Annotated in this window: 26 protein-coding genes; 9 read left to right on the forward strand and 17 right to left on the reverse strand. The window is 60.0% G+C overall.

All coding sequences use genetic code 11. The annotated features are described in order from the left end of the window. Positions 1-106 precede the first annotated feature (106 nt). A complete protein-coding gene (locus tag BMY54_RS05665; RefSeq protein ID WP_093430287.1) occupies positions 107-490 on the reverse strand; it encodes a hypothetical protein in 384 nt (127 codons plus the stop codon). Between the two features lie 147 nt (positions 491-637). Between BMY54_RS05665 and BMY54_RS05670 the strand changes: the two genes are divergently transcribed. After that, entirely contained in the window at positions 638-835 is a 198-nt protein-coding gene (locus BMY54_RS05670) for a cation transporter (protein WP_038360680.1), read from the forward strand. Positions 836-923: 88 nt separating this feature from the next. Next, entirely contained in the window at positions 924-2,126 is a 1,203-nt protein-coding gene (locus BMY54_RS05675; RefSeq protein ID WP_093430290.1) for a multidrug effflux MFS transporter, read from the forward strand. Positions 2,127-2,131: 5 nt separating this feature from the next. Here BMY54_RS05675 and BMY54_RS30550 read toward each other — a convergent pair whose 3' ends face one another. From BMY54_RS30550 to BMY54_RS05685, 3 genes are all read right to left on the reverse strand, one after another. Then, on the reverse strand, positions 2,132-2,305 hold the full coding sequence (locus tag BMY54_RS30550) for a hypothetical protein (protein ID WP_007914687.1): 174 nt from the start codon (positions 2,303-2,305) through the stop codon (positions 2,132-2,134). Between the two features lie 160 nt (positions 2,306-2,465). After that, positions 2,466-3,479 (reverse strand): zinc-binding alcohol dehydrogenase family protein, encoded by a 1,014-nt coding sequence (locus BMY54_RS05680; protein WP_093430297.1) that lies wholly within the window; start codon positions 3,477-3,479, stop codon positions 2,466-2,468. A 32-nt stretch (positions 3,480-3,511) separates the two neighbouring features. After that, complete coding sequence (locus BMY54_RS05685) at positions 3,512-3,805, reverse strand: putative quinol monooxygenase (protein WP_093430300.1); 294 nt, start codon at positions 3,803-3,805, stop codon at positions 3,512-3,514. Positions 3,806-3,924: 119 nt separating this feature from the next. On the opposite strand from BMY54_RS05685, the gene BMY54_RS05690 reads away from it, so the two are divergent. The 3 genes from BMY54_RS05690 (at position 3,925) to BMY54_RS05700 (ending at position 7,429) form a co-directional block, all read left to right on the forward strand. Next, entirely contained in the window at positions 3,925-4,854 is a 930-nt protein-coding gene (locus BMY54_RS05690) for a LysR family transcriptional regulator (protein WP_093430303.1), read from the forward strand. Positions 4,855-5,171: 317 nt separating this feature from the next. Then, the gene (locus BMY54_RS05695; protein ID WP_093430305.1) at positions 5,172-5,906 is read left to right on the forward strand and encodes an ArsR/SmtB family transcription factor; all 735 of its coding nucleotides are present in this window, start codon (positions 5,172-5,174) and stop codon (positions 5,904-5,906) included. A 140-nt stretch (positions 5,907-6,046) separates the two neighbouring features. Next, positions 6,047-7,429, forward strand: coding sequence for an MFS transporter (locus tag BMY54_RS05700; protein WP_093430308.1), 1,383 nt, complete (start codon positions 6,047-6,049; stop codon positions 7,427-7,429). A gap of 118 nt (positions 7,430-7,547) precedes the next feature. Here the strand turns inward: BMY54_RS05700 and BMY54_RS05705 are convergent, their stop codons facing one another. The 3 genes from BMY54_RS05705 to BMY54_RS05720 form a co-directional block, all read right to left on the reverse strand. Continuing rightward, positions 7,548-8,501 carry an adenosine deaminase gene (locus BMY54_RS05705; RefSeq protein ID WP_008082147.1) on the reverse strand — a complete coding sequence of 318 codons (954 nt, stop codon included), beginning with the start codon at positions 8,499-8,501 and terminating at the stop codon, positions 7,548-7,550. A gap of 80 nt (positions 8,502-8,581) precedes the next feature. Continuing rightward, a complete protein-coding gene (locus BMY54_RS05710) occupies positions 8,582-9,547 on the reverse strand; it encodes a 2-oxoglutarate and iron-dependent oxygenase domain-containing protein (RefSeq protein ID WP_093430311.1) in 966 nt (321 codons plus the stop codon). A 144-nt stretch (positions 9,548-9,691) separates the two neighbouring features. After that, positions 9,692-10,765 carry a BMP family ABC transporter substrate-binding protein gene (locus BMY54_RS05720; RefSeq protein WP_093430367.1) on the reverse strand — a complete coding sequence of 358 codons (1,074 nt, stop codon included), beginning with the start codon at positions 10,763-10,765 and terminating at the stop codon, positions 9,692-9,694. A gap of 288 nt (positions 10,766-11,053) precedes the next feature. On the opposite strand from BMY54_RS05720, the gene BMY54_RS05725 reads away from it, so the two are divergent. Next, the gene (locus tag BMY54_RS05725; RefSeq protein ID WP_093430317.1) at positions 11,054-12,145 is read left to right on the forward strand and encodes a calcium:cation antiporter; all 1,092 of its coding nucleotides are present in this window, start codon (positions 11,054-11,056) and stop codon (positions 12,143-12,145) included. A gap of 123 nt (positions 12,146-12,268) precedes the next feature. Here BMY54_RS05725 and BMY54_RS05730 read toward each other — a convergent pair whose 3' ends face one another. From BMY54_RS05730 to BMY54_RS05740, 3 genes are all read right to left on the reverse strand, one after another. Then, complete coding sequence (locus tag BMY54_RS05730) at positions 12,269-13,627, reverse strand: 8-oxoguanine deaminase (protein WP_093430320.1); 1,359 nt, start codon at positions 13,625-13,627, stop codon at positions 12,269-12,271. 253 nt (positions 13,628-13,880) lie between these two features. Next, a complete protein-coding gene (locus BMY54_RS05735) occupies positions 13,881-14,567 on the reverse strand; it encodes an SDR family oxidoreductase (RefSeq protein ID WP_093430321.1) in 687 nt (228 codons plus the stop codon). Between the two features lie 22 nt (positions 14,568-14,589). Beyond that, the gene (locus tag BMY54_RS05740) at positions 14,590-14,940 is read right to left on the reverse strand and encodes a MerR family transcriptional regulator (protein ID WP_093430322.1); all 351 of its coding nucleotides are present in this window, start codon (positions 14,938-14,940) and stop codon (positions 14,590-14,592) included. Positions 14,941-15,024: 84 nt separating this feature from the next. On the opposite strand from BMY54_RS05740, the gene BMY54_RS05745 reads away from it, so the two are divergent. After that, positions 15,025-15,441: a hypothetical protein gene (locus BMY54_RS05745; RefSeq protein ID WP_093430369.1), complete on the forward strand. Its 417-nt coding sequence runs from the start codon at positions 15,025-15,027 to the stop codon at positions 15,439-15,441. A 59-nt stretch (positions 15,442-15,500) separates the two neighbouring features. Here the strand turns inward: BMY54_RS05745 and BMY54_RS05750 are convergent, their stop codons facing one another. The 7 genes from BMY54_RS05750 to BMY54_RS05780 form a co-directional block, all read right to left on the reverse strand. Next, positions 15,501-16,427: an ABC transporter permease gene (locus BMY54_RS05750; RefSeq protein WP_064118442.1), complete on the reverse strand. Its 927-nt coding sequence runs from the start codon at positions 16,425-16,427 to the stop codon at positions 15,501-15,503. Next, positions 16,427-17,533: an ABC transporter permease gene (locus BMY54_RS05755; RefSeq protein ID WP_093430325.1), complete on the reverse strand. Its 1,107-nt coding sequence runs from the start codon at positions 17,531-17,533 to the stop codon at positions 16,427-16,429. The genes BMY54_RS05750 and BMY54_RS05755 overlap by 1 nt, the downstream gene beginning before the upstream one ends. Before the next feature lie 13 nt (positions 17,534-17,546). Continuing rightward, entirely contained in the window at positions 17,547-19,094 is a 1,548-nt protein-coding gene (locus BMY54_RS05760; RefSeq protein ID WP_093430328.1) for an ABC transporter ATP-binding protein, read from the reverse strand. Positions 19,095-19,712: 618 nt separating this feature from the next. Then, a complete protein-coding gene (locus BMY54_RS05765; protein WP_093430331.1) occupies positions 19,713-20,294 on the reverse strand; it encodes an IMPACT family protein in 582 nt (193 codons plus the stop codon). Positions 20,295-20,301: 7 nt separating this feature from the next. Next, positions 20,302-20,952 (reverse strand): TetR/AcrR family transcriptional regulator, encoded by a 651-nt coding sequence (locus BMY54_RS05770; RefSeq protein ID WP_038360732.1) that lies wholly within the window; start codon positions 20,950-20,952, stop codon positions 20,302-20,304. Positions 20,953-21,039: 87 nt separating this feature from the next. Further along, on the reverse strand, positions 21,040-22,428 hold the full coding sequence (locus BMY54_RS05775; protein WP_093430334.1) for a uracil-xanthine permease family protein: 1,389 nt from the start codon (positions 22,426-22,428) through the stop codon (positions 21,040-21,042). A gap of 121 nt (positions 22,429-22,549) precedes the next feature. Beyond that, a complete protein-coding gene (locus tag BMY54_RS05780; protein ID WP_007914725.1) occupies positions 22,550-23,470 on the reverse strand; it encodes a LysR family transcriptional regulator in 921 nt (306 codons plus the stop codon). A 138-nt stretch (positions 23,471-23,608) separates the two neighbouring features. Here BMY54_RS05780 and BMY54_RS05785 point away from each other — a divergent pair, with 138 nt between their 5' ends. Both BMY54_RS05785 and BMY54_RS05790 read left to right on the forward strand, forming a co-directional pair. After that, positions 23,609-24,958, forward strand: a complete 1,350-nt coding sequence (locus BMY54_RS05785) for an omega-aminotransferase AptA (RefSeq protein ID WP_093430337.1) — start codon at positions 23,609-23,611, stop codon at positions 24,956-24,958. Positions 24,959-25,034: 76 nt separating this feature from the next. Next, on the forward strand, positions 25,035-26,528 hold the full coding sequence (locus tag BMY54_RS05790; protein ID WP_064118435.1) for a CoA-acylating methylmalonate-semialdehyde dehydrogenase: 1,494 nt from the start codon (positions 25,035-25,037) through the stop codon (positions 26,526-26,528). Positions 26,529-26,976 lie beyond the last annotated feature (448 nt).

The raw sequence follows: 26,976 nt of genomic DNA on the forward strand, positions 1-26,976 counted from the left end.
CAACTGTGGGAGCGAGCCTGCTCGCGAAAGCGGCGGGTCAGTCAACATCATCGCTGAATGACACGCCGTATTCGCGAGCAGGCTCGCTCCCACAATTGGGATTTACTTAGTATTCGAGATCGGCGCGCTTCAAGTAGACGCCTTCCGAATTCATCGCCAACCGATACTTCAGCACATCACCGGCATGCAATTTGATCTCCTGCGACCCCGGCGCGAGCATCCCCGGGTTACAACCGGCGACCTGTCCCGGCAGCAACTTCAAGCGCAGCGAAACAGTGCCCGGCGGCAGGTTGAAGGAAATGCTTTGCTCCTGCAGCAGCCGCGCCGAAAGCTGATCCTGGATGTACACGCCGATCTCGCAAGAAGTCGACACTTCCAGGCGCTCGCGGGAAATAATCAGCACCGCATAATCCTCGCCAGCAGCTTGCACTTGAGGGACGGCGGCAAAGAGGCTGAGAAAGCCAAACAGGCTGAAAGCTGACCAGCGCATGGCTGAATCTCCTGAATCGAGTCATTGATGTACGCAGCTTGGCCGAGCGCGACGCCGATTGCCAGCCCGGCAGTTTATTGAAGAACTTGACCTTGCCATCGTGGCAAGCTCGAGACTGCCGGCAACCTCACTCAAAGGAGTCATTCCATGCAAGTGTTCAACGTTCAAGGCATGTCCTGCGGTCACTGCGTCAAAGCCATCACCAACGCCGTGCAGGCCAGGGATCCAGCGGCCAGTGTGCGGGTTGATCTGGCGGCTAAAGAGGTCGGCGTCGAAAGCGCCATGAGTGCTGATCAGGTCATCGAAGCGATCCGCGAGGAAGGATATGAGGTGAAGCTCGTCTGAATTTGATCGTTAGCGAGCTATCGGAATGTTCAAGGCGTTCGGGCGCGGCTAGACTGTCGGGCTGCCGACTTGCCAACCTGGATGCCTGATGAACTTCCGTACCATTCTGATTCTCGGTGCCTTGACCGCCTTCGGGCCCTTGGCGATCGACTTCTATTTACCTGCATTTCCCTCGATGGCGCTGGCGTTCGGCACTGACGAGAAACACGTGCAGATGACGCTGGCGGCGTATTTCGCCGGTCTGTCCATCGGCCAACTGGCTTATGGCCCGGTGGCGGACCGCTTCGGCCGACGTATTCCGTTGCTCGTTGGTCTGACGCTGTTCACTTTGGCGTCGCTGGCCTGCGCTTATGCGCCAAACCTGGAATGGCTGATCGGTGCGCGTTTCGTCCAGGCGCTGGGCGGCTGTGCCGGGATGGTGATTTCCCGGGCGGTAGTCAGCGACAAGTGCGATGCAGTCGGTTCGGCGAAAGTCTTTTCGCAATTGATGCTGGTGATGGGCCTGGCGCCGATTCTGGCGCCGATGCTCGGCGGTCTGCTGGTCAACACCACAGGCTGGCAGTCGATCTTCCTGGTGCTGACCGGCTTCAGCGCATTGGCCGGGTTGGCCGTGGCGCTGGGGCTGCCGGAAAGTATGCCGGCGCACATGCCGCGTCAGCCGTTGTCCGGCGCGCTGCGTCAGTACGGGCGCTTGCTCAAGGACCGGGTTTACCTCGGCCACGCCCTGACCGGCGGCATCGCCATCGCCGGGATGTTTGCTTACATCGCGGGTTCACCGTTCATTTTCATCAAACTTTACGGCGTACCGGCCGAGCACTTCGGCTGGCTGTTCGGCACCAACGCGGCGGGGTTCATTTTGGTGGCGCAGGTCAACGCGCGGATGTTGGCCAAGCGCGGCCCGGCATTCCTGCTGTCGCGGGCGGTATGGGTTTACTTCGCCGCCGGGCTGACGCTGCTCGCGGTCAGCGCAATGCACACCGAATCCTTGTGGCCGCTGCTGATTCCACTGTTCATCTGCGTGTCGAGCCTGGGTTGCATCAGCCCCAATGCTGCCGCTTGTGCGATGAACGGGCAGGGTGCACGGGCCGGCAGTGCTTCGGCGCTGCTCGGCTGTATGCAATTCAGTGTCGCCGCCGGCGCTTCGGCGCTGGTAGGGGTGTTGCACGACGGCACCGCCGTGCCGATGGCCATGGTCATCAGCCTGTGCGGTTTGCTGGTGGTGTGCGTGGCGCTGCTCACCCGCCGTCTGCAGAATGCCCGGGCACTGGCGCAAGCTCAGGCCGAGGCATAAATACCTCAGCCGGCAGCGCGCTGCTGGCTGCGATCGGGAATCTGATGGGGTGCGCACAGTCGCGCTTCGAGGGTGCGGGTGAAGGCCAGTGCTTCGGCTTCACTGCGGAATGTCACGGCGTGTTGGTCCAGACGAACCTGCCACTGAGACTTTGCCACTTCTTTTATCAGGATCTTCATTGCTGACCTCCCTTGCGTAAAAGATGTATCGCAGAGGCTTCGATTGTAGACCTGAATACGATCGCAATTGTGACAAGGGTCAAGCATCGGACTGACGGCAAAAAACAGCGCAGCCCCGCCGACCGCTCTAGGTTCGGCGAAGGCTGCGCTGTGCGGTTTTTTAGAAACCTTCTAAAACAATTTTGCCCTTGGCTTTGCCACTTTCCAGCAGCTCATGGGCGCGACGCAGGTTCGCCGCATTGATCGTGCCGAAATGCTCGCCCACCGTGGTCTTCAACGTCCCGGCATCAATCAGATCCGCCACGCGGTTGAGCAGTTTGTGCTGCTCGATCATGTCTGGCGTCTCGAACAGCGAGCGGGTGTACATGAACTCCCAGTGCAGCGACAGGCTCTTGCGCTTGAGCTTGCTCACGTCCAGCGACTTCGGATCGTCGATCAACGCCAGTTTGCCTTGCGGCGCCAGCGCTTCGACCAGTTGATCCAGGTGCTGGTCGGTCTGGGTCAGGCTGGCGACGTGGGTCACGCTGTCGACCCCGGCGCGCTTGAGTTCTTCGCTCAGCGGCTGGCTGTGATCGATGACCAGGTCGGCGCCCAGTTCTATGACCCAATCGCGGGTTTGCTCGCGGGACGCGGTGCCGATCACCTTCAGGCCGGTCAGTTGCCTGGCCAATTGCGTCAGGATCGAGCCAACCCCGCCGGCGGCACCGACGATCAGCAGGCTCTGGCCTTCATCGGTATTGCCTTCGCGGATTTGCAGGCGCTCGAACAACAACTCCCATGCGGTGATCGCGGTCAGCGGCAGTGCGGCGGCTTCGGCAAAACCGAGGGATTTCGGCATATGGCCGACGATGCGCTCATCCACCACGTGCAGTTCACTGTTGCCGCCGGCACGGGCGATGGAGCCGGCGTAGAAAACCTTGTCGCCAGCCTTGAACAACGTCACTTCGCTGCCGACAGCCTTGACCACACCGGCAACGTCCCAACCCAGCACTTTCGCCGCGCCGTTTTCCGGTGCCGCGTTCTGCCGCACTTTGGTGTCGACCGGGTTGACCGAAATGGCTTTGACTTCCACCAGCACGTCGCGCGGGCCGGCGACCGGTTCTGGCAGTTCGATGTCTTGCAGGGACTTGGCGTCGCTGATCGGCAGGGAAGCGTAATAGGCGATGGCTTTCATGAGTGGCTCCGTACGGGTAATAGAAGAAGGGATCAGACAATCGCGCCGAGGCGCTTGAGTTGGAAGTGTTCGATGGCGTGGCCGGCGCTGGCCTGGAAATGCTGGAAATGCGCGCTGGCGTTGTGCGCCTCAAGAATCGCTTCGCTGGCCCAGTGTTCGATCACATAAAACACCTGCGGATCAGCGAGGTCGCGGTGCAAGTCGTACTGGCTGCAACCGTCTTCGGCGCGGCTCGGTTCAACCAGGGCGCGCAGGCCTTGTTCGAGAAGATCCTGTTGGCCGGGTTTGGCGGTCAGGGTGGCGATAGCGGTGAAGGGCTGGGACATGCTCGGCTCCAGAGAAGCGGGATGAATGCGATGGAGAGATGATTGGCTATTTCTCTGCGAGATAAAACCGGCTAAAAGAGCAGTCTCTTTCAATATTTTTTTGATAATCGAGGCTGAGCATGCTGCGTTTTGACGATTTGCAGTTGTTTGTCCGGGCGGCGGATCTGGGCAGTCTGTCGGCAGCCGCGCGGGTGATGGACATGTCCGCTGCCGTGGCGAGTGCGGCGTTGAAACGGATCGAACAGCAGCTCGGTGCGCGCTTGCTCGCGCGCTCGACCCGCAGTCTGCGCCTGACAGCCGAGGGCGACGGCTTTCTCGAATACGCGCGGGCGGCGCTGAGCAACCTTGATGAAGGCCGGCGCTTGCTGGCCAGCGGACAGGATCAGGTCAGCGGCGTGTTGCAGTTGTCGGCGCCTTCGGACTTCGGCCGCAACCTGTTGCTGCCGTGGCTCGACGAGTTCCAGCGCGAGCATCCGAAGCTGACCGTGCGCTTGCTGCTCGGCGATCGCATCGCCGACCTGTTCCGCCAACCCGTGGACATCGCTTTGCGTTACGGCGAGCCGGAGGACTCAAGTCTGGTTGCTTTGCCTATCGCCCCGCACAACCGCCGTGTGCTGTGCGCCTCCCCGGCGTATCTGGCCCGACACGGCGAACCGCGCCAGCTCGAACAACTGGCCCAGCACAACTGCCTGTTGTACATGCTCGGCAGCCGGGTGCATGACCATTGGAGTTTTCATGACGGTAAACGTGAAGTTGGTCTGACCGTCAGTGGTGACCGTTTCAGCGATGACGCCGACGTTGTGCGTCTGTGGGCGGTGGCCGGCGCCGGAATTGCCTACAAGTCGTGGCTGGATGTGGGCGCCGATGTGCTCGCCGGGCGGCTCAAAGTGCTGCTGCCAGAGCTGCTTTGTGAGCGCGCACCGCTGAATTTGTTGTGCGCCCATCGCGCCCAATTGAGTAAGCCGGTGAACCTTCTGAGGGAAATGCTCGCCAGCCGATGCGCTGAAGTGAGTAGTCAATTTCCCGCTTTTTCGGAAGTTGATCATTAGTCGCAGGTAAATAGAGAAATTTCTGTCAGGAACAATCACCACCTGCGCAGGCCCCGGCGCAGGACGCGCGGGCTAACCCGCTTATACTAGCGCCCGCCTCATGCCAGCACCGACACCCCGGCCCGGAGACCCTCGCACCGCGTCGCCAGTCTTCGAGTGACGGTCGCGCAACTGCTGCGGGTTCTGTGCCGGAGCAGGCTGCGTCAGCGGCTTGCCTCGCCCCGGTTCATGGCGATTTTCGCGTCTTGGCCGATGACTCATTACCGGCCAAGATGTCTCCGAGCAGTAGACGATACGATTCAACAGGGAGTGAACACATGGAACATGCACCTTGCATCAGCCAGATCGCCACGTTGCTGGCCGACCCCAAGCGCAGCGCGATGATGTGGGCGTTGATGGATGGCTCGGCCCGGCAAACCGAGGAGCTTGCGCTACTGGCAGGGCTGTCGCCATCGTCGGCCAGTGCGCATCTGGCGCGGCTATCCACGGGTGGTCTGTTGAAGGTCGAAGTCCGTGGTCGCAAACGCTTTTTCCGTCTCTCGGCACCGGAGGTCGGTGCTGCGATAGAAGCATTGGCCAGCGCCACCATTGCCAGTGCTCCACGGGAAATTCCCGAGGTCTTCAAACGCACCACCCCCATGGCCAAACCGCAAACCGCGCCGTCCTCATTGTTGCGCGCGCGTTTTTGCGATGACCACCTCGGCGGTACGCTGGCGGCGGACCTGTATCAGCGCTTGCTTGATGCCGGCTGGATCGAACAGCTCGAACAACGCGTCGTGGTGACCCACAAGGGTTCGAAACTGTTGGCTGGACGTGGCGTGTTCATTCAGGCGCTGGCCCATCGCAACGTGCAGGTGGCGTGTGCTTGTCCAGACTGGAGCGAACGTCGTCCGCACATGGGGGGATCACTCGGCGCCGCGTTATTGCAGTTGTTCATGCAGTCCGGCTGGCTGACCCTGCCCAACGACTCTAGAGCTTTGCAATTGACCGCCACCGGCCAACGGGAGCTGCATCGCTTTGCCAAGGAAACCGAGCTGGAAATGGCGTTGTAGAGCACTCGCAATCGACGTCCGGAACTGCGTAAGCGCTTCTGGCGTCGCCCGCGACTGCGAACAGGTCGTATCCAGCACGAACGCCGTTTCGCGATCAAGCACACTCGATCCGGGGATATTTTTCGGATGGGGGAGGTGGCATGGAGACTCACGGCTACAGCGCGGCAGAACGTCTGGAACGACTGCCGATCAGCGGTTATCACCGGATCATTTTCATCATCATCGCCTTGGCGTTTTTCTTCGATTCCATGGATCTGGCGATGATGACCTTCCTGCTCGGCTCGATCAAAGCCGAGTTCGGCCTCAGCAGTGCGCAAGCGGGGTTGCTCGCCAGCTCGAGTTTTTTCGGCATGGTGCTGGGGGCGTCGCTGTCCGGCATGCTCGCCGATCGCTTCGGGCGCAAACCGGTGTTTCAGTGGAGCATCGTGCTGTGGGGCGTGGCCAGTTATCTATGCTCGACAGCGCAAACGGTCGAGACGCTGACGCTGTTCCGCATCCTGTTGGGGATCGGTATGGGCATGGAGTTTCCGATCGCCCAGTCGATGTTGTCCGAGCTGATTCCAGCGCAGCGCCGCGGACGTTACATCGCGTTGATGGACGGCTTCTGGCCGCTCGGCTTCGTTGCTGCCGGTGTACTGTCCTACTTTCTGCTGCCGCTGATTGGCTGGCGCGACATCTTTCTGGTCTTGGCGGTGCCGGCGGTGTTCGTACTGGCGATCAGGTTTTTCATTCCCGAGTCACCGCGCTGGCTGGAGCAGGCCGGGCGCGATGACGCTGCGGATAAGGTGTTGAACGGCATCGAGGCGCGGGTGCGTTCGTCGCTCGGCGGTGCCGCGTTGCCGGAACCGATTCGATTGCCGCGTACCGTGACGCCGCCGGGCAACTTCTTTGCGGCGCTGAAACAGATCTGGTCGCCGCAGTATCGCCAGCGCACGACGATGCTCTGGAGTCTGTGGTTCTTTGCGCTGCTCGGCTTTTACGGGTTGACGTCGTGGCTCAGTGCGCTGTTGCAACAGTCGGGTTTCGCGGTGACGCAGTCGGTGTATTACACGGTGCTGATTTCCCTGGGCGGGATTCCCGGGTTTCTCATGGCCGCATGGCTGGTTGAGCGCTGGGGGCGCAAACCGGTATGCATCGTGACGTTGCTCGGCGGAGGTGTAATGGCGTTCCTGTATGGGCAGAGCGCGGTGTTTGGCGGCAACGTGGCGCTGCTGATCGGCACCGGTTTGCTGATGCAGTTTTTCCTGTTCGGCATGTGGGCGGTGCTCTACACCTATACGCCGGAGCTTTATCCGACGTCGGCGCGGGCGACCGGCTCGGGCTTCGCCTCGGCGATTGGCCGCGTAGGTTCGCTGCTCGGGCCGTTGGTGACCGGACTGGTGTTCCCGATTACCGGGCAGGGCGGGGTGTTTGCGCTGGGCGCGGCGTGCTTTGCGATTGCGGCGGGGGTGGTGTGGTTGTTCGGGATGGAGACGCGGGGTAAGACCCTGGAAGAGCTGACTGAAGCCCAATCCATCGGCTAACACCGATCCAATGTAGGAGTGAGCCTGCTCGCGATAGCGGTCTGTCAGGTAACACATCGGTGTCTGACACTCCGCTATCGCGAGCAGGCTCACTTCTACAAAGGTTATTCGGTGTTGCTTAGGGTTTTACCAGTCGCGCATCCAGGCTGTTCTGCGCCAAACGCTTGGCCTGATCCTGGGTCATGCCCAAGTGTTCATGCAGCGCGTAGAAGTTTTCAGTCACGTAACCACCGAAGTACGCCGGGTCATCGGAGTTCACCGTGACCTTCACGCCACGCTCGAGCATGTCGAGTATGTTGTGCTGCGACATGTGATCGAACACGCAGAGTTTGGTGTTCGACAGCGGGCACACGGTCAGCGGAATCTGCTCGTCGATGATCCGCTGCATCAGGCGCTCGTCTTCGATGGCGCGCACGCCATGGTCGATACGCTGGATCTTCAGCAGGTCGATGGCTTCCCAGATGTACTCCGGCGGGCCTTCTTCGCCAGCGTGGGCAACGGTCAGGAAGCCTTCGTGGCGGGCACGGTCGAAAACGCGCTGGAACTTGCTCGGCGGGTGGCCCATCTCGGAGCTGTCGAGGCCGACCGCGACAAACGCGTCACGGAATGGCAGTGCCTGGTCGAGAGTTTTCTCGGCTTCTTCTTCGCTGAGGTGGCGCAGGAAGCTGAGGATCAAACCGCTGGTGATGCCCAGTTGCTGCTCGCCATCCTTGAGTGCCGCGGCGATGCCGTTGAGCACCACTTCGAACGGGATACCCCGGTCGGTGTGGGTCTGCGGGTCGAAGAACGGTTCGGTGTGAATCACGTTCTGCGCTTTGCAACGCAACAGGTAGGCCCAAGTCAGGTCGTAGAAGTCCTGCGAGGTGCGCAATACGTCGGCGCCCTGGTAATACAGGTCGAGGAATTCCTGCAGGTTGTTGAAGGCGTATGCCTTGCGCAGAGTTTCCACGTCATTCCACGGCAGGGCGATCTTGTTGCGCTCGGCCAGGGCGAACAGCAACTCAGGCTCCAGCGAGCCTTCCAGATGCAGGTGCAGTTCAGCCTTGGGCAAGGCGTTGAGCCAGTCGTACATATTCTTTTCTCATCAGGTGCAATGACGGCATTCTACAGATGCTCGCCGAAACAATTGGCAAAACCTGACCAAGCGATCCATCACACGGCTTCTTGCTCGCGGCGATAGGCGTAGGTATCGGCGAAACGCGAGAGCAGGAATTCGGCGCAGGTGGTCGTCGGATATTTCGCCGGATGCTGTGCGTCCTGACAACCCGGCAGGCATTCGATGCGGGTGTCCGGATGCGGCTCGGCGAAGAACGGCATCGAGTAGCGATCCACGCCGAGCGGGCTGATCACCCGGTGCGGGGTTGAGCGATAACGGTCGTTGCTCCAGCGCGCCATCATGTCGCCGAGGTTGACCACGAAGGTGCCGTCGATGGGCGGCGCGTCGATCCATTCGCCTCGCACGTTCCTGACCTGCAAGCCACCGGCGCTGTCCTGATAGAGCAGGGTGATACAGCCATAATCGGTGTGCGCGCCGGCGCCTTGCTGCTCGGCGGAGCTGGCAGTGTGACGCGGTGGGTAATGAATCATGCGCAGGACGCTGACGGGATCATTGAAACGGCTGTCGAAGAAGTCGCGTTCGATGCCTAGCGCGAGGGTCATCGCCCGCAGCAGGGTTTGCGCGAGGGCCTGCATGTCGAGGTAATGCTGCTCCATCAACTCAGGCCATCCGATCTGCGCGGGATGACGGTTCGGCCCGCGTAACGGTTTTTCAGCGAGCACGTCGGGATGATTGGCCGGCAGGTGCAGGCCCATGTCGAAGGTTTCTTTCAGATCGCTGGGTTTGCTCGGGTCGAGTTGCTCGGTGGCGATGGCGCCGTAGCCACGATGGTGGCGGGTCTGGGTGATGTCGATCTTGAGTTTTTCTGCTGCTGGCAGGGCGAAGAAACGCTGGGCGTGGTCGAGCAGCGCGTCGATGCGTTGCGCTGAAATCGGGTGACCCTTGATGTAGAAGAAGCCCCAGTCGCGGCAGGCTTGGTCGATTTGCCCGGCCACGGCGGGCCAGGCGTTTTCGTCGTCGCTATAGAGCGGGCTGATATCAATGATCGGAAGCTGATCCATACACAATCCTTGAATACGCTGTGTTTCCAATGTGGGAGCGAGCCTGCTCGCGAAGAGGGAGTGTCAGACAACATTTTTGTTTAATGACACACCGCTTTCGCGAGCAGGCTCGCTCCCACAGGGTTTGCGTGGTGAGTCGGGGGATTACTTCGGCATCTCGGCCTTCATGCCTTCAACGTAATAGTTCATCGACGCCAGTTCCGCAGTGTTCGCACTCACACCCGCCGGGATTTTCTCGACGCCGGCCTGATCCTTGATCGGCCCGGTAAACGGCTGCAACGCGCCGCTCTTGATGTCGGCAATGATCTGCTCGGCCTCGGCTTTCACCGGTGCCGGTACCAGGTCGCTGATCGGCAGTTCAACCGTGCCTTCCTTCAACCCACCCCAGTAATCCTGAGGTTTCCAGCTGTGATCGATCACGCTCTGCGTCGCCTGAATGTAATGCGGCGCCCAGTCGTTGACGATCGAAGTCAGCACCGCTTTCGGCCCGAAGTGGGCCATGTCCGAGGCATACCCCACCGCATACACACCACGACGTTCGGCGGCCTGAATCGGCGCCGGGCTGTCGGTGTGCTGGAACACCACGTCGACGCCTTGATCGATCAGCGCGTTGGCCGCATCGGCTTCCTTGCCCGGGTCGAACCAGGAGTTGACCCACACCACTTTGATCTCGGTGCCGGGGTTGTACTTGTTCAGCGCCAGCTGGATGGCGTTGATGTCGCGGATCACTTCCGGGATCGGGAACGAAGCGACGTAACCGATCTTCTTGGTCTTGGTCATCTTCGCCGCGAGGAAACCACCGACGTAGCGACCCTCGTAAGTACGCGCCAGATAGGTGCCGAGGTTCTTGTCCTGTTTGTAGCCGGTGGCGTGTTCGAAGGTCACCTTGGGAAACTGCTTGGCGACTTTGACGGTGGGGTTCATGTAGCCGAAGGAGGTGGTGAAGATCAGGTCGTATTTGTCTTTGGCCATGTTGCGGATCACCCGCTCGGCGTCGGCGCCCTCGGCGACGTTCTCCACATAGTTGGTGGTGATCTGATTGCCGAATTTTTCCGCGAGGGCCTTGCGCCCCTGCTCATGCTGATACGTCCAGCCGTGGTCACCGATCGGGCCGATATAGACGAAACCGACCTTGAGCGGATCGGCAGCGCTGGCGCTCAGACTGATTCCGAGACCGAGGGCGGCGCACAGCAGTTTGTGCAGCGGACGTATTTGCATGAATTCGAACTCCATTTTGTTGTGTGTGGTCAGGGCCAATGCAAATTGCTGACCAACAGGACAACAAACTCCTTCGAAACCGCAGTGTGACCTTCGCGAGCAAGCTCGCTCCCACAGGTGAACGCATTTCAATGTGGGAGCGAGCTTGCTCGCGAAGGGGCCGGCAGGGCCGATAAAAGTGCATGCCTGAAACCAGCTGCCATCGCTTGGTGCGCTAAGGTGTAACGAAACGTTAGCGCCGCCCCGCAGTCAGTAGCTCATTCGCTCTCTTTCGGCAAAAGGCCCGCCATGCTCACAATTCTCAAGCAAGAAAGCTTTCTGCTGCTGGCAGTCATCGCCGCGTGCGTTGCCTATCCCCTGGAACACTGGCTGCTGCACAGCGGCCAGATCGTCGCGCTGCTCGGCGGTCTGGTGCTGATCGCCTTCATCGTCGCCGCCTCGATGCGCGTCGCCCATCACGCCGAATTGCTCGCGGAAAAGGTTGGCGACCCTTACGGCACGATGATCCTCACGCTTGCGGCCGTGCTGGTCGAAGTGGTGATTCTCGCGATCATGATGAGCAACGAAGCGTCGCCCACGTTGGTGCGCGACACGATCTATTCTGCCGTGATGCTCGACATCAACGGCATCCTCGGCCTCGCCGCACTGATGGGCGGGATCAAACATGGCGAGCAGTCCTATAACGACGATTCCGCGCGCAGCTACAGCGTGATGATCCTCACCGCCATGGGGGTGTCGATGGTGGTGCCGGAGTTTATTCCCGAGGCCAACTGGAAGATTTATTCGGCGTTCACCATCGGCGCGATGGTGGTGCTTTACGCGCTGTTTCTGCGCATGCAGGTCGGCCCGCACAGTTACTTTTTCAGCTACAGCTATCCGGACAAACGCCGCAAGAAAGAACCGCAGGAAGCGCAGACGAATGCGCCGAGCATCGGCCTGTCGATCGGCATTCTGGTGTTTGGCATTGTGGTGATCGGCGCACTGGCCGAAGTGATGTCGAAGACCCTCGATCTGGGCCTGGAAGGCACGGGCGCGCCGCCGGTGATCACGGCGATTCTGGTGGCGGCGATTTCAGCAGCGCCGGAGATTTTGACCGCGTTGCGCGCAGCGTTGGCCAACCGCATGCAGTCGGTGGTGAACATTGCGATGGGCGCGTCGCTGTCGACGGTGATTTTGACGGTGCCGGTGATGGAAGCGATGGCGCTGTATACCGGCCAGCCGTTTCAGATGGCGATGACGCCGGTGCAGACGGTGATGATCTTCATCACGCTGATCGTCAGCGCGATCAACCTCAATGACGGTGAGACCAATGCCATCGAAGGCATGACGCACTTCGTGCTGTTCGCGACGTTCATCATGTTGTCCCTGCTCGGTCTCTAGCCCCGACACAAAACAACTGTGGGAGCGAGCTTGCTCGCGAAAGCGGAGTATCAGTCAACTCAAATATTGACTGACACGACGCCTTCGCGAGCAAGCTCGCTCCCACAGGGATTGGTGATCGGATCAGGTACCGGCGATCAACTGGCGCGCCGCCTGGCTGTGATCGGCAATCAGGCCTTTCAGATCAAGACCCTCAACCTGGCCATCGACCACGCGCCACTTACCACCAATCATCACCCGATCCGCACGATCGGCACCGCACAACAGCAACGCCGAAATCGGGTCATGGCTACCGGAGAAGCGCAGCTCATCAAGCTTGAACAACGCCAGATCCGCCTGCTTGCCCACGGCAATCTCACCAATATCGGTACGGCCCAGCAAGCTCGCCGAACCCTTGGTCGCCCAACCCAGCACGCGTTCCGGGGTGATCTTCTCGGCGCCGTAACGCAGACGCTGGATGTACAGCGCCTGACGCGCTTCGAGAATCATGTTCGACGCATCGTTGGACGCCGAACCGTCGACGCCCAGACCAAACAACGCGCCCGCGTCAGTCAGATCGATACTTGGGCAAATGCCGGAGGCCAGACGCATGTTCGAACTCGGGCAATGGCAAATACCTGTGCCGGCCTGACCGAGGCGGGCGATTTCGTCCGGGTTGAAGTGAATGCCGTGGGCCAGCCAGGTGCGCGGGCCGAGCCAGCCGACGCTGTCGAGATAATCGACGGTGCGCAGGTCGAAACGCTGCAGGCAGAAATCTTCTTCATCGAGGGTTTCGGCCAAGTGGGTGTGCAGGCGCACGTCGAGCTTGTTCGCCAGTTCCGCGCTGGCCGACATGATTTCCGGGGTCACCGAGAACGGCGAGCACGGCGCCAAAGCGATCTGGATCTGCGCGCCGTCGCCACGTTCGTGGTACTCGTGAATCAGGCGCTGACTGTCGTCGAGAATCACCTGACCTTCCTGCACGGTTTGCTGCGGCGGCAAGCCACCGTCCTTCTCGCCGAGGCTCATCGAACCGCGAGTGAGCATGGCGCGCATGCCCAGTTCGCGGACGGTTTCGACTTGCACGTCGATGGCGTTCTCCAAGCCATCCGGGAACAGGTAGTGGTGATCGGCCGCAGTGGTGCAGCCCGACAGCAGCAGTTCGGCCAAAGCGACTTTGCTGGCGAGCGCGAGTTTTTCCGGCGTCAGGCGCGCCCAGACCGGGTACAGGGTTTTCAGCCACGGGAACAACGGCTGATTGACCACCGGTGCCCAGGCGCGAGTCAGGGTTTGATAGAAGTGATGGTGGGTGTTGATCAGGCCCGGCAGGATCACATGTTCACGGGCGTCGAACACTGCATTGCACGGCGCCGACGGCTGTTGGCCAGCGGCGAGGACTTCGACAATGACACCGTCTTGCACAACAAGACCGCCACGGGCATCGAGCGAGTTGGAGGTGAAAATGGCGAGGGGATTTTTTAACCAGGTACGGGTCGCGGGCATGTTGCCGGCTCCTCTGAAAATGGGGTTCAGGGTTGCCAGCTCAGTGATGCCCTGTCTGCTGATCCAGGGTCGCCGCGAGGACGAGGTGCGCAGTTTCAAACAAATCGCTGCATCGGGCAAGCCCGACCCGACAGGACAACACGGTCCCTTGTAGGAGTGAGCCTGCTCGCGATAGCGGTGTATCAGGCAATACTTTTGCTGAACGACACACCGCTATCGCGAGCAGGCTCACTCCTACAGGGGATTTGTATGCTTACCAGGGAATCGTTTCACCCTTGTAGTTGATGAAGTGATGCCCGCCCTTGCCGGTATACGCATTCACCTGATCAACCAGCCCACGGGTGCTGGTATCCACGTCAAGGTCAGCCCCTTCGCCACCCATGTCCGTCTTCACCCAACCCGGATGCAGCGACAACACTGTCATCTTCTGCTCACCCAGTTGCGTGACAAAACTGTTGGTCATCGAATTCAGCGCAGCCTTGCTCGCTTTGTACAGCGCCAACTCCGGCGCGTCCGGCACCGTCACGCTACCCAACCCGGAACTCATGAACGCCAGCACGCCGCTGCCATCGCGGATCTGCCCGACAAACCGCTGGGCCAGATTGATCGGTGCCACCGCGTTGGTGAAAAACAGCTGACCGACCTCAGCCAGTGTCGCGCCGCCCGGGGTCTGGTCCGCCGGGCCTTTGACCCCGGCGTTGACGAACAGCAGGTCAAACGTTTCGCCCTTGAGCTGCTGACTCAGGGCGATCACCGCTTGCTGGTCATCCATGTCGAGCTTCTCGATCCGCACCTTGCCCAGCGCTTGCAGCGCCTCGGCGTTTTGCGGATTGCGCACGGTGGCGGTGACTTGCCAGCCGTCGGCCAGCAGGGTTTTCACCAGACCGAGGCCAAGGCCCCGGGAGGCGCCGATGATCAGTGCGTTTTTTGCAGACATGATGGGCTTCCTTGATGAATGAGGATCATGGATTCAATGGACAGGCCTGACCGAGGCGAAGTTGCAACTCTTGCCGCAGCGTGTCGAGTTCGCGCATACGGGTTTCGATCAGTTGCAGTTTGTCGCGCAGCAACTGCGCCACGGCGTTGTCCGGGTTGGGGGCGTTCCACAGCGCGGCAACGCTGTCACTGATCTCGCCGAGGGTAAATCCCAGGCGTTGCGCGGTTTTGATATAGAGCACCAGTTGCACCATGTCTGGCGGATAGTCGCGGTAACCGTTGGCACGGCGTTGCGCGGCTATCAGCCCACGCTGCTCGTAGAAGCGCAGAGTGTCACGGCTGACGGCGCAGGCCTGGGCTAATTCACCGATGCGCATGCGGGCTCTCAAAAAGGCTATTGACCCTGGAGCATACTCCAGGCTTTACCGTGCTTGCTCCCTGAATTTTGCGGAGCATGGATGATGTGGACTTCAACGCAGTATCGCAATGTGGTGCTTGGCAGTGCCTGGTATGACCTGATCGTCACGGTGGCATTTGCCACGCCGTGGAGTTTTGCCGCTTTGCATGGGTTTTTGACCGCGCTGAATTTGCCCGGTGAACTGCCGGCGTTTGCGCCTGTGCACCTGTTGATGGCGAATTTGCTGGGCTCGGTGGTGTGCGTGTGGGCGGTGCTGCGGATTCGTGATCCGCAGGCGCTTTATGGACGGTATGACGCGGTGGGGCGGTTTTTGTTTGCGACTTGGCAAGCATATGCCTTGGCCCATGGCGCCAGTTCGATCCTGATTATTTTCCTGGTCTTCGAACTGGCGTGGGGCGTTGCTCAGGTGTTGCCTGTGCGGACGCCTTCGCGAGCAAGCTCGCTCCCACAGGGGATCTGAGTGAACTCGGTCAACTGTGGGAGCGAGCTTGCTCGCGAAGAGGGCAGTGAATTCACCTCTTAATGCCCCGCCTGCCAAGGCTGCCCAAGCGAAACCGGCGCATACAACCGCGTCCGCAACGCATCGCGCGACAACAGCACCAGCACCACAATCGTCGCCACATACGGCAGCATCGCCAGCAAACTCGACGGAATCGCCAGCCCCAACCCCTGCGCCACCAAGTGCAGGATGCTGGCGAGGCCGAACAAATAAGCCCCGAGCAACAACCGCCACACCCGCCAACTGGCAAATACCACCAGCGCCAGGGCGATCCAGCCACGCCCGGCGGTCATGTTTTCCGCCCACATTGGCGTGTACGCCAGCGACAAATACGCTCCGGCCAGCCCGGCCATAGCCCCGCCGAACAGTACCGCCAACGTGCGCACGGTCAACACCGGCAACCCCATTGCACTGGCCGCATCCGGATTCTCGCCGACCGCTTGAATGATCAACCCGACACGACTTTTGATGATCACCCACGCCACCAGCGCAAACAGCGCGAACGACAGATACACCAGCAAATCCTGAGCAAACAGCATCCGCCCGATCAGCGGAATCTCACTCAGATAAGGGATCGCCAACGGCTCAAACCCGGCCAGTGGTTTACCGACCCAAGCTGCGCCGACAAAGGTCGACAGCCCGACACCGAAAATCGTCAGGGCCAATCCGGTCGCTACCTGATTGGCGTTGAACACCAACGCCACTAGCGCAAACAGCGACGACAACAACATCCCGGCCAGCATCGCCAACAACACGCCCAGCCACAGGTTGCCGCTGTTGAGAGCGACGATAAAACCGATTACCGCACCAAACAGCATCATCCCTTCCTGCCCGAGGTTGAGCACGCCGCTCTTCTCGCAGATCAATTCCCCCAGCGCCACCAGCAACAACGGCGTGCCGCAACGCACCATGGCGTAGAAAATATTGCTCAACAGATCGATATCCATCACAGCGCTCCGGCGGTTACGGCAGTGGTCGAAGTGCGCTTCACCCAACGCAGGTTCAGGCGTGGCCGATAGAGAATCAGCACGTCACTGGCGAGCAGGAAAAACAGCATCATTCCCTGAAACAACTGGGTGATCGCTTGCGGCAGATTCAGGGTCATTTGCGCGCTCTCGCCGCCGATATACAGCAGCGCCATCAACAGGCTGGAAAACAGAATCCCGATCGGATTGAGGCGTCCGAGAAACGCCACGGTAATTGCCGCGTAGCCGTATCCCGGCGACACCTGCGGCACCAATTGGCCAATCGGTCCGGTGACCTCGCAGACACCCGCGAGCCCGGCCAAGCCGCCACTGATCAACAGCGCCAGCCAGATCAGCCGCTTCTCGCGAAAGCCGACGAACCCCGCCGCGCGCTTGTCCAGCCCGAGTACTTTGATCTGGAAACCGACAAAGCTTTTCTGCAACAACACCCACACCGCGACCAGTGCGAGCAAGGCGAAATACACCCCGGCGTGCACGCGGCCATCCTCCATCAACAACGGCAAACGGCTGGCATCGCCGAACATCGCCGATTCGGGAAAGTTGAACCCGGCGGGATCCTTCAGCGGCCCGTGCACGCAGAACAGCAGCAGATTCAGCGCGATGTAATTGAGCATGATGCTGGTGAGGATTTCGTTGGCGTTGAAGCGTGTGCGCAACCACGCAGTCAGCCCGGCCCATGCCGCGCCGGCGAGGGTGCCGGTGAGCAGAATCAACACCAGCGCCCAGCGGCTTTGCAGGTCGATGATGTTCACCGCCAAGGCACTGCCGGCGAGTGCGCCGAGGAGCAATTGACCTTCGGCGCCGATGTTCCAGATTCGCGCCTGATAGGCCACTGCCAAGCCCAGTGCGCAGAGCAGAATCGGCAGCGCCTTTACCAACAATTCAGAGACGCCATACAAATCGCTGACCGGTGCGATCAGCAGCGTGTGCAAGGTTTGCAGCGGATCATGACCAAGGGCGATAAACAGCAGCGAGCCGCAACCGAGCGTCAGCGCCGCCGCCAATAACGGCGAGCACCACAGCATCAGGCGCGATTGCTGGCCACGGGGTTCGAGGGAAAGCAGCATGTGTATAACTCCGTTAAACCGTGGCGGCTGAAGGGGCGTGGTCGAACTGGCCGGCCATCCAGCCGCCGACGTCGCTGAGTTGTGTCTTGCTGGTGTCTTGCAGTGCCGACAAACGTCCACCGCACAGCGCGCCGAGGCGGTCGCTGATCTGGAACAATTCGTCGAGGTCTTCGGAGATCACCAGAATCGCCGCGCCGGCATCGCGCAGCGCGATCAGCGCACGGTGAATGGTCGCGGCGGCGCCAACGTCGACGCCCCAGGTCGGGTGCGCGGCGATCAGCAGTTTCGGTTGCTGGAGGATTTCCCGGCCGAGGATGAATTTCTGCAGATTGCCGCCGGACAGACTGCGCGCGGCGGTTTGCGTGTCCGGGGTTTTTACACCGAAGCGCTGAATGATCTGTTGGGCGAGGGCTTCGACTTTACCGCGCTGGATTAGCCCGTTGCTGACCAAGCCTTGTTGGAAAGCCGTCAGCAGGGCGTTGTCCGCCAGACTCAATTCCGGCACCGCGCCATGCCCGAGGCGTTCGGCGGGGACGAAAGCCAGGCCCAGTTTGCGGCGGGCATCCGGGCGCAAATCGGCGACGTTCTGCTCAGCGAATCGAATGGTTGCCGCTTCCACCCGAGGCAAGGTGTGTTCGCCACTGAGCAGGGCGAGCAATTCATCCTGACCGTTGCCCGCGACCCCGGCGATGCCGACAATTTCGCCGCTGCGCACTTGCACATCAATGTCAGTCAGCGAGCAGCCGAACGGATCCGGGTTGTGCCAACTCAAGCCCTTCACCCGCAAAAACGCCGCGCCGCCGCTGACCTTCGGATAGTCGCCAATCAACGCCGCCGCTTCGCCGACCATCATCTGCGCCAATTGCTGATCCGAGCACTCCGCTGGCAGGCAATGTCCGGCCACGCGCCCACCGCGCAGAACCGTCGCGCTGTGGCACAACGCGCGCACTTCAGCGAGTTTGTGGCTGATAAACAGAATGCTGCAGCCTTCGGCGGCGAGGCGGCGCAGGGTGATAAACAATTCGTCGGCCTCTTGCGGCGTCAGCACCGAGGTCGGCTCGTCGAGAATCAGCAGGCGAATGTCCTGCATCAGGCAACGAATGATCTCCACCCGTTGCCGCTCGCCGATCGACAGGCTGTGGACAAGTCGCTCCGGCTCCAGCGCCATGCCATAACGGCGCGACACTTCACGAATTTTCGGTTCCAGTTGTTTCGGCGTGCCGGCTGCTGCGCCCATCGCCAAAGCAATGTTTTGCGCCACGCTGAGGGTTTCGAACAGTGAGAAATGCTGGAATACCATGCCAATCCCCAACTGCCGCGCCTGCGCCGGGTTGCGGATATTCACCGGCTGACCTTGCCAAAGCATCTCGCCGGTGTCGGCCTGGGTGACGCCGTAGATGATCTTCATCAACGTACTTTTGCCCGCACCGTTTTCACCGAGCAGGGCGTGAATTTCACCGGGCGTGATGCTCAGGTCGATGGCATCGTTGGCCAGACAACCGGGGTAGCGTTTGCTGATGTGGCGCAGTTGCAGGCGCGGGGTGTTGGAAGCAATTGGCATGACAGGCTCGACTTGCTTGGAGTTGTGCCTGTGGATAAAGCAATTTCCTGGCCATTGAGTCAGGAACGCGAGCGGGCCGCGTGGGGCAGCACTCGGTATAGAGCATTGAAGGCCGAATCACGTACGACGATGGCACCAATTCAGAGCAAAGCCGTTGCTCGGGCGCCAGTTTTGCCCGTCGCGATATGATCAAAAAACGAGCAATCCCTTGGGGGCTAGATGGATCCAGCGACTGCGCCAGCCATGAACGGGTTATCCACAGCTTGTTCCACAGTTATTGTGCGCAAGCTGCAATCCCGGGCATAAGCACTGCGGTGCTTTCTTCTAATGGTGATAAACCGCGCTAACTGACTGTTTCTGTTTGAAATTATCGTTTCGTCGAGTGAATTGAACGAAAAGTGAACAAACCGCGCAAAGCCACGTGACAGAAGGGTTACAGCGGAATGTACTCAGGTTATCCACAGTCGGGTGCACAGCCGATGTGGGCAACTCTGTGGAATAAGGAAATTCGGGATCGCCCCAAAAGATCGCAGCCTTCGGCAGCTCCAACAGGGGAGCGCATTTCAAATGTAGGAGCTGCGGAACACTCGGGCCGCGATCGGACGATCTTTTGATCTTTTATCGTTGAAGCAAAATCCGCCCACGGCTCAAATCAGCTAGCTGGGTTTGCAAGACATCGATCTGCGCCTCACCCACCGCCAACTTCAACTCAACGCCGTTTGCCGTGAAGTTTTCTTCGACAACCAATCCACCCAGATCGGCCACCCGCAACTTCACCAGCGCCAACTCGGCAAACCCGCAAGCACAGCTCAACGGCACCCGGCTGAACAATTCGATTTTGGCCGCCGTCTGCAGGCACTTGTTCGCCCCCCCGCCATACGCCCGGGCCAAACCACCCGTGCCGAGTTGAATGCCGCCGTACCAACGAATCACCAGCACTGCGACCTGGTCGCAATCCTGCGCTTCAATCGCCGCCAGAATCGGGCGCCCGGCCGTGCCGCCCGGTTCGCCGTCGTCATTGCTGCGGTATTGATCGCCGAGTTTCCACGCCCAGCAATTGTGCGAGGCGTTCAGATCGCTGTACTGCTCGAAAAACGCCTGCGCGTCGGCAGGGCTGCCGATCGGCGTGGCGAAGGTGTTAAAGCGGCTTTTGCGAATCTCTTCGCGGTACTCGCAAAAACCGCTGAGGGTGAAAGGCATAAACGTCTTATAGAGGAGGAGTGAGGCCGCAGCCTTTGAGAATGATGCGGATCAGGTTGTTGCCGGCGTCTTCCATGTCCTGCTTGGTCAACTTGCTGCGACCACTGACGCGGCAGATCTGCGTGGCGAAGTCGGCATAATGCTGAGTGCTGCCCCACAACAGGAAGATCAAGTGCACCGGATCGACCGGGTCCATTTTGCCCGCATCGATCCACGCTTGAAATACCGCCGCGCGGCCAGTGAACCAGGCGCGATAATCCTGATTGAAATATTCGCTGAGGCATTCGCCGCCGCTGATCACTTCCATCGCAAAGATCCGCGAGGCCTGTGGCTGGCGGCGAGAGAATTCCATCTTGGCGCGAATATAACGAGTCAGTGCTTCGGCCGGATCGTCCTCGGCGGTGAGGGTGTTGAAGGTGCTGTCCCACAACTCGATGATGTTGCTCAGCACCGCCACGTACAAGCCAAGCTTGTTGGTGAAGTAGTAATGCAGGTTGGCCTTGGGCAACCCGGCATTCTGCGCGATGGTGTTCATGCTGGTGCCTTTGTACCCGTGACGAGCGAACTCGTCTTCGGCGGCTTTGAGGATGGTCTCTTCGTTCTTCTGACGAATGCGGCTGGCGGGTTTGCCGCCATGGGCAGGGACTTCAAAGGTCATAGGCACTTCCGGGTTTGTCTGTGGGTGCAACCAGTTGCGTTGATAGCGCACCCACAGGCATCCGACAAGTCCTTGCGCGAAAAACCGTTACGCCTGTTCGATCTTGTTCAGCGGCGCGTGCGCTTCAGCGGCCTCGGTTTTCGACTCCGGCAGCAGCAGGCACAGGATGATTGCGGTCAGGCCGCCGCTGGTGATCGCCGAATCAAACAGGTTCTGCACCAGCTTCGGCAGCAGGTGTAGCAGGGTCGGTTGTGCGGCGATGCCCAGGCCGACGCCGAACGACGTGGCGATGATCAACATGCTGCGTCGATCCAGCGGCGACTGCGCGAGGATGCGCACACCGGCAGCCGCCACCGCGCCGAACATCACCAGGGTCGCGCCGCCGAGCACCGGTTTCGGAATCTGTTGCAGCACCGCGCCGATCATCGGGAACAAGCCGAGGCAAAACAGAATCGCGCCGATGTACAGCCCGACGTAGCGGCTGGCGACGCCGGTCAACTGAATCACGCCGTTGTTCTGCGCGAACGTGGTGTTGGGGAAGGCGCTGAAGGTCGCGGCGATCATGCAGCTGACGCCATCGCCGAGTACGCCACCGCGCAGGCGGCTTATATAAGAAGGGCCGCTGATCGGTTGGCGAGCGAGCATGCAGTTGGCAGTGAGGTCGCCGACGGTTTCGATGGTGCTGATCAGATAAATCAGCGCGACCGGCAGGAAAGCCGTCCAGTCGAAGTTGAAGCCAAACTTGAACGGCGTAGGAAAACTCACCAGCGGCAAGTCAGGCAATGGCTGCGGTACCAGTTTCCCACTGAACCACGCGGCCAAGCTGCCGAGCAGCAAACCGATGATGATTGCCGACAAGCGTACCCATGGCGTGTTCGAGCGGTTAAGCAGGATGATCGTCAGCAACACAAACACGCCCAGCGCCAGATTGCCCGGCGCACCGAAGTCCGGCGCATTGAAGCCACCGCCCAGGTCGGTGATGCCGACCTTGATCAGGCTGATACCGATGAGGGTGATAACGATCCCGGTCACCAGCGGCGTAACCACGCGACGCAGTTGACCGATGAAGCGGCTGAGAACGATCTGCACGATTGCGCCGAAAAAGCACACACCGAAAATCATCGCCAGAATGTCTTCCGGGCTGCCGCCGCGCTGCTTGACCAGAAAACCAGCGGAGAGCACCGCACCGAGAAAGGCGAAACTGGTGCCTTGCAGACAGATCATTCCCGCGCCGATCCCGAATGGTCGCCGCGCCTGAATAAACGTGCCGACGCCCGAGACCATCAAGGCCATGCTGATCAGATAAGGCAAATGCGCAGTCAGCCCGAGGGCCGAGCCAATCACCAATGGCGGGGTGATGATGCCAACGAAACTGGCGAGCACGTGCTGCAGCGCGGCAAGAATTGCAGCGGCGGGTTTGGGGCGGTCGTTGAGGCCGTAGATCAGGTCGCTGGACGGTGCGGAATCTGGCTGCATGGCTTAAGGCTTCTTGTTGAAGGATCGAGGTTGATCCAGCACTGCAAAAAGCTGTCCACTTGCTCAGGTTATTTTCCAGATTTGTCGCCAGGGCCCAACGCTGGCGGGCCTCGGCGGATCTTCAACGCGTTGCCGCCAGACTCTCCAAAAAGCTTTCCAGCACCAAATGAGGGCGCCGGCCCTTGCGCGTGACCGATGCGAGGCTCAGGTCGTAGAAACGTGTTTGCGATTTCAGCGCACGCAAACGACCTTGCTGCACCCAGAGGCTGGCGTAGTGATCCGGCAGGTAACCGATGTAGCGTCCGGTCAAAATCAAAAACGCCATCCCTTCACGGTCGGAGGCGCTGGCGGTGCAATTGAGTGCCTGGTAATGCGCCTGAATCTCCGCCGGCAAACGAAAAGTCGGTGCAATCGCGTCCTGACTATTCAGGCGCTCGTCATCGAGTTGCTTGTCATCGACATAAAACAGCGGGTGACCAACAGCGCAATAAAGCAGTGAACGCTCGCTGTACAACGGCTGATATTCGAGGCCCGACAACGCACTGGCCTGCGGTACCACGCCGACATGCAGACGCCCATCGAGCACGCCTTGCTCGACTTCATTGGGCGCAATCATGCGGATCTGGATCTGCACATCCGGCCCGCGTTCTTTCAATTGGGCGAGGGCGTGGGTGATGCGCATGTGGGGCAGGGTGACGAGGTTGTCGGTCAGGCCAATGATCAACTCACCCCGCAAATGCTGGTGCAGACCGTTGACTTCGGTGCGAAAGCTTTCCAGCGCACTTAACAGTTGCAGTGCCGACTGATACACCTCGCGACCTTCCTCGGTCAGCGAAAACCCGGCTCGACCACGCTGGCACAGACGCAAACCGAGGCGCTGCTCCAGATCGCTCATCTGTTGGCTGATCGCCGAGCGACCGATGCCGAGCACGGTTTCCGCTGCCGAGAAGCCGCCGCACTCCACCACACTGCGAAAAATCCGCAGCAAGCGGATATCAAAGTCACTGACCTGGGCCAGCGGATCGGGGCGACGGCTGCTCATCTTATTGTTCTCATTGTTTAGCAAAGTTCTAACTGAAGGTTAGAAGAGTTGGATTTCACCGACTTTATCCGCGTGGCAATTTAGCTGCAACAACGCTTTTTATCTCCCTGACGCTTATGCCCTGCGAGGTTTTGCCCGATGAACATGCCTGAAAACGCGCCGTCGCCACTGGCCAGCCAACTGAAGCTGGACGCGCACTGGATGCCGTACACCGCCAACCGTAACTTCCAGCGCGACCCGCGACTGATCGTTGGTGCTGAAGGCAGTTGGCTGATCGACGACAAAGGCCGCCGGGTATACGACTCGCTGTCCGGGCTGTGGACCTGCGGCGCCGGCCACACCCGCAAGGAAATTCAGGAAGCGGTTTCCAAGCAATTGGGCACCCTCGATTACTCGCCGGGCTTCCAGTACGGTCATCCGCTGTCGTTCCAGCTGGCCGAGAAGATCACTGAGCTGACCCCGGGCAACCTCAACCACGTGTTCTTCACCGACTCGGGTTCCGAGTGCGCCGATACCGCCGTGAAAATGGTTCGTGCCTACTGGCGCCTGAAAGGTCAGGCGACCAAAACCAAAATGATCGGCCGTGCCCGTGGCTACCACGGCGTGAACATCGCCGGCACCAGCCTCGGCGGCGTCAACGGCAACCGTAAGCTGTTCGGTCAGGCGATGATGGATGTCGATCACCTGCCGCACACGCTGCTGGCGAGCAATGCCTTCTCCCGTGGCATGCCGGAGCAGGGCGGTATTGCTTTGGCCGATGAACTGCTGAAACTGATTGAGCTGCACGATGCTTCGAATATCGCCGCAGTATTCGTTGAGCCTATGGCCGGTTCCGCTGGTGTACTGGTTCCGCCACAGGGTTACCTGAAACGTCTGCGCGAAATCTGCGATCAGCACAGCATCCTGCTGGTGTTCGACGAAGTGATCACCGGTTTCGGCCGCACCGGCAATATGTTCGGCGCCGACACCTTTGGCGTGACCCCGGATCTGATGTGCATCGCCAAGCAAGTCACCAACGGCGCGATCCCGATGGGCGCGGTGATTGCCAGCTCCGAGATCTACCAGACCTTCATGAACCAGCCGACCCCGGAATACGCCGTGGAATTTCCACACGGCTACACCTACTCGGCACACCCGGTGGCTTGTGCCGCTGGCCTGGCGGCTCTCGACCTGCTGCAAAAGGAAAACCTGGTACAGAGCGTTGCAGACGTCGCCCCGCATTTTGAAAACGCGCTGCACGGGCTGAAAGGGTCGAAGAACGTTATCGACATCCGTAACTTCGGTCTGGCCGGTGCGATCCAGATTGCCCCGCGTGACGGTGACGCCATCGTGCGTCCGTTCGAAGCGGGCATGGCCCTTTGGAAAGCCGGGTTCTACGTGCGCTTCGGCGGCGACACCCTGCAGTTCGGCCCAACCTTCAATAGCAAGCCGCAAGACCTCGATCGTCTGTTCGATGCGGTCGGCGAAGTGCTGAACAAGCTCGACTGATTTTTCCTTCTATATATAAGTACAAACAGCCGGCGCCCCTCGTGGGCCTCTGCGGACAAGAATTCAGGAGTTTTCGATGAGCGTTATCCCGCATTTGATCAATGGCGAACTGGTGACCGAGAACGGTCGCGCGGTTGATGTGTTCAATCCGTCCACTGGTCAGGCTATCCACAAGCTGCCATTGGCCAGCCAGGCCACCATCCAGAAAGCCATCGATGCCGCCAAGGCCGCGTTCCCGGCCTGGCGCAACACGCCACCTGCCAAACGTGCGCAGGTGATGTTCCGCTTCAAGCAACTGCTGGAGCAGAACGAAGCGCGCATCTCGCAATTGATCAGCGAAGAACACGGCAAGACCCTCGAAGACGCCGCCGGTGAACTGAAGCGTGGTATCGAGAACGTCGAGTTCGCTTGCGCTGCTCCGGAAATCCTCAAGGGCGAGTACAGCCGCAACGTCGGCCCGAACATCGACGCATGGTCGGACTTCCAGCCGCTGGGCATTGTTGCCGGTATCACCCCATTCAACTTCCCGGCCATGGTGCCGCTGTGGATGTATCCACTGGCGATAGTCTGCGGCAACTGCTTTATCCTCAAACCATCCGAGCGTGACCCGAGCTCGACACTGCTGATCGCTCAGCTGCTGCTGGAGGCCGGTCTGCCAAAAGGCGTGATGAGTGTTGTGCACGGTGACAAGACGGCGGTCGACGCGTTGATCGAAGCGCCGGAAGTCAAAGCGCTGAGCTTCGTTGGCTCGACGCCGATTGCCGAGTACATCTATGCCGAAGGCACCAAGCGCGGCAAACGCGTTCAGGCACTGGGTGGCGCGAAGAACCATGCCGTGCTGATGCCGGATGCCGATCTGGACAACGCGGTCAGCGCACTGATGGGCGCGGCTTATGGTTCGTGCGGCGAGCGCTGCATGGCGATCTCGGTGGCCGTGTGTGTGGGGGACCAGGTAGCGGATGCACTGGTGGCCAAACTGGTTCCACAGATCAAGGCACTGAAAATCGGTGCCGGTACTTCGTGCGGCCTGGACATGGGCCCACTGGTGACAGGTCAGGCGCGTGACAAAGTCAGCGGTTACGTGGATGACGGCGTGGCAGCGGGCGCGACCCTGGTGGTCGACGGTCGTGGTTTCAGCGTGGCCGGTCATGAAGAAGGCTTCTTCCTCGGTGGCTGCCTGTTCGACAACGTCACCCCAGAGATGCGTATCTATAAAGAAGAGATCTTCGGCCCGGTACTGTGCATCGTTCGCGTGAACAGCCTGGAAGAGGCAATGCAACTGATCAACGATCACGAATACGGCAACGGCACCTGCATCTTCACCCGTGACGGTGAAGCGGCGCGTCTGTTCTGCGACGAGATTGAAGTCGGCATGGTCGGCGTCAACGTGCCGCTGCCGGTTCCGGTGGCTTACCACAGCTTCGGCGGCTGGAAGCGTTCGCTGTTTGGTGACCTGCACGCTTATGGTCCGGATGGTGTGCGCTTCTATACCCGTCGCAAGGCGATCACCCAGCGCTGGCCGCAGCGAGCCAGCCATGAGGCTTCGCAGTTCGCGTTCCCTAGCTTGTAAGTAGAGGGGCGATGCAACGAAGGCCGACCCTGGGGTCGGCCTTCGTGTTTTCAGGGTTTTTTGACCGATGTGACAGAATTATGAAAATAAGTGTTGACGGCGAATTTCAGATGTCTATAATTCGCCCCACTTCCGGCGCAGTCGAAACGGAAAACTCCTTGAGATTCAATGAGTTATGCAGGTTTCGGCGGCAAGTTGCTTCAGTTCATCGAAGCCAGAAGGAAGTTGAAAAAGAGGTGTTGACAACAGCGTGTAACGCTGTAGAATTCGCCTCCCGCTGACGAGAGATCGGAAGCGCAAGTGGTTGAAGCTGTTGAAGAATTCTTCAAAAACTTCTGAAAATAATCACTTGACAGCAAATGAGGCTGCTGTAGAATGCGCGCCTCGGTTGAGACGAAAGATCTTAACCAACCGCTCTTTAACAACTGAATCAAGCAATTCGTGTGGG

This window comes from Pseudomonas sp. ok266 (genome assembly GCF_900110195.1).
Classification (GTDB): domain Bacteria; phylum Pseudomonadota; class Gammaproteobacteria; order Pseudomonadales; family Pseudomonadaceae; genus Aquipseudomonas; species Aquipseudomonas neuropathica.